Here is a 2709-nt window from a genome sequence, read left to right as displayed (position 1 = left end):
ATGCCAAACTGCTGACGTAGCTCGCCGCGATCCATGCGGCTCGTATCCACGCCGTCGAGCGTAATACGCCCGCCGTCAATCTCGTAGAAGCGCATGAGCAGGTTGATGAGCGTCGTCTTGCCTGCGCCCGTGGTTCCCACCACGGCAATCTTCTGGCCCGGCTCGGCGGTAAACGACACGTCGCGCATAAGCGGCTTGTCGGGCGAATAACCAAAGCGCACGTGCTCAAAGGAGACGCGACCCTCAACGCGACCCGGCAGCTTGGCGGCCTCGTCCGGCAGCGGATCGGCCTCCATCTCGGGCTCATCGAGCAGGTCGAACACGCGCTCCGCACTCGCCAGCGCGCTCTGCAGCGAGTTAAAGGTAAACGACAGCTGCGTCATGGGTTCGGACGCCTCGTAAATAAACTGGAAGAACGCCTGGAACACGCCGACGGTCATGTGACCGGCAACCAGCATGCTGCAGCCCACAAGCGCAATAACGATCTGCGCCAAACGGCCGATAAAGCGCACCGCGGGGCCGACGGCATTGATCATAAAGTCGGCCTTGGTGCTCACGCGCGCCAGCTCGCCCGAGGCCTGGTGCACCTCGGCAGAGCTCTGGTGCTCGCGGTTGAATGCGCGAATCACCAAACGGCCCGAATAGCCTTCCTCGACCGCGCTCGTAATCTTGGACACCCACTCCTGGCGCTCGCCCGTCACATCGTGCGTGCGGCGCGAAACGACCTCCGTCACCAGCAGCGACAGCGTCATAAAGAACAAAAAGACGAGCGTGAGCGGCACGCTAAACACGAACATCACGATCACAGCGCCCACCACGGTACCGATCGACACCAGAAGCTGCAGCAAGCCGCGCTGCATGCTCTCGGACATCTTGTCCAAGTCGTTGGTCGCACGGCTGACGACCTCACCGGGACGATGCGCGTCAAAGAAGGCAAGCGGCAGACGGTTGAGCTTTTGCGCGATGCGGTTGCGCAGGCGCAGATTGAGACGCTCAGCGACGCTCGACATCAAAAAGCTCTGGAGCGCGTAGAACGAGGCAGCGGCCGTCCAAATCATAAAGTAGATGAAGATGGTCCTGCCGCAGTTCTCCCAGGTGATGTTGAAGGTGGTGTCGTTGGCAAACGCCACCTGAATGTGGCTCCACAGCTCATCGATCACGCGGGCGCTATATGCCGGCGCAGCAGTGTTAAAGATGACATAGAACACAATGCTCGCGAACACGATATAGAAGCGCCAATGGTCGCCGGCAGCCTCGCTCCACAGGCGGCGCACCGTCGCCCAGGTATCACGGGGCGTCTCGTCTTCGTCTTCGTCGTCCACATCGCGCATGCGCTCTGCCTCGGCGCGTGCACGCTCGTCCTCGGCGCGCTCGTTTTCCTCGTAGAGCGCTTGGCGGCGAGCCTCGCACTCGGCTGCAGCCTTGGCGGCGTCATCCAGCTCGGGTGCCACGGCAGCCGTTTCCTCGACCAGTCCCGCAGCAACGGCCTCATCAACGCCGCCCTGTTTCTTGAGCTCCTCGGTCATGCTACTCACCTCCCTTCATCTGCGATTCCGCGATGGCGCGGTACACCTCGCAGGTTTCCATAAGCTCGTCATGCGTGCCCAGGCCCACGACCTCACCATCCTTGAGCACGACAATCTGGTCGGCGTGCAGAATCGTCGAGATGCGTTGCGCGATGATGAGCACCGCGGCGTCGCGCGTCTCGTCCTGCAGCGCATGGCGCAGGGCGGCATCGGTCTTAAAGTCCAAGGCCGAAAAACTGTCGTCGAAGATATACAGATCAGCATGCTTCATGAGCGCGCGAGCAATGGCCAGGCGCTGGCGCTGGCCGCCCGAAAAGTTCGTGCCGCCCTGCGCCACCGGGGTATCGAGCCCCTGCGGCTGATCGAGCACAAAGGTGCTCTGGGCAACCTGGAGCGCATGAAGCATGTCGGCCTCAGTCGCGTCTTCGTTGCCAAAGCGCAGATTGCTTGCCACGGTGCCCGAGAACAGCCATGCTTTTTGCGGCACATAGGCAATGCGCCCGCGAATCTCGCCCTGCGAAAGCTCGCGCAGATCGACGCCATCCAGGCGAATGGCGCCCTTCGTGGCATCGTGAAAACGCAGCAAGAGCTTTGCCACCGTCGACTTACCCGAACCGGTCGAGCCCACGATCGCGGTCGTTTGACCACGACGACAGGCAAAGCTCAGGTCGCACAGGGTGTCCTCGTCGGCATCGTCAAAGCGAAACGACATATGATCGAACACGGCGACCGCATCGGCCCCGTCCTTTGAGTCGGACGCGGCCGCATCAAGCGTACGCTGGCCATCGACGATGCTCGGCTCAATCTCCAGCACTTGCTGTGCACGGCTTAGGCATGCCGCGGCACGCGGAAGCGTCAGCACCACCATCTGCGCCATCATCACAAAGAACAGAATCAGGATTGCGTACTCAAGCACCGCCGAGATGCTCGCGATCTGCATGGCGTGGGCGCCCACGCGGTTGCCGCCAACCCACAGCACCGCCACCTCGGCGATGTTCATCAAAAAGAAGCTTGAGCTGTCGAGGCCCACAAACAGGTGGTTGACTTTGATGGCGTTGGCGGCGTATTCGCTAAACACCTCGTCCAGACGCCGTTCCTCGTGGCGCTCCTTGTTAAACGCACGGATGACGCGCACGCCCACAATATTCTCGCGCAGCACCACGTTCATGCGGTCGATAAAGCC

General features: G+C 61.5%; 2 protein-coding genes. Both read right to left on the bottom strand.

Going from position 1 to position 2709, the window contains the following annotated elements; all coding sequences use genetic code 11:
- On the bottom strand, positions 1–1526 hold a 1526-nt coding region (locus AB5164_RS10050), incomplete at its 3' end, for an ABC transporter ATP-binding protein (protein WP_368148080.1).
- A 1-nt stretch (position 1527) separates the two neighbouring features.
- A partial coding sequence (locus tag AB5164_RS10045; RefSeq protein WP_368148078.1) for an ABC transporter ATP-binding protein occupies positions 1528–2709 on the bottom strand: 1182 nt, incomplete at its 5' end.

The sequence above is a fragment of the Collinsella aerofaciens genome (assembly GCF_040915425.1).
GTDB classification, from domain to species: Bacteria; Actinomycetota; Coriobacteriia; order Coriobacteriales; family Coriobacteriaceae; genus Collinsella; species Collinsella aerofaciens_BW.
The sequence above is the reverse complement of the archived record's forward strand: the minus strand, read 5'-3'. Positions and strand labels throughout refer to the sequence as shown.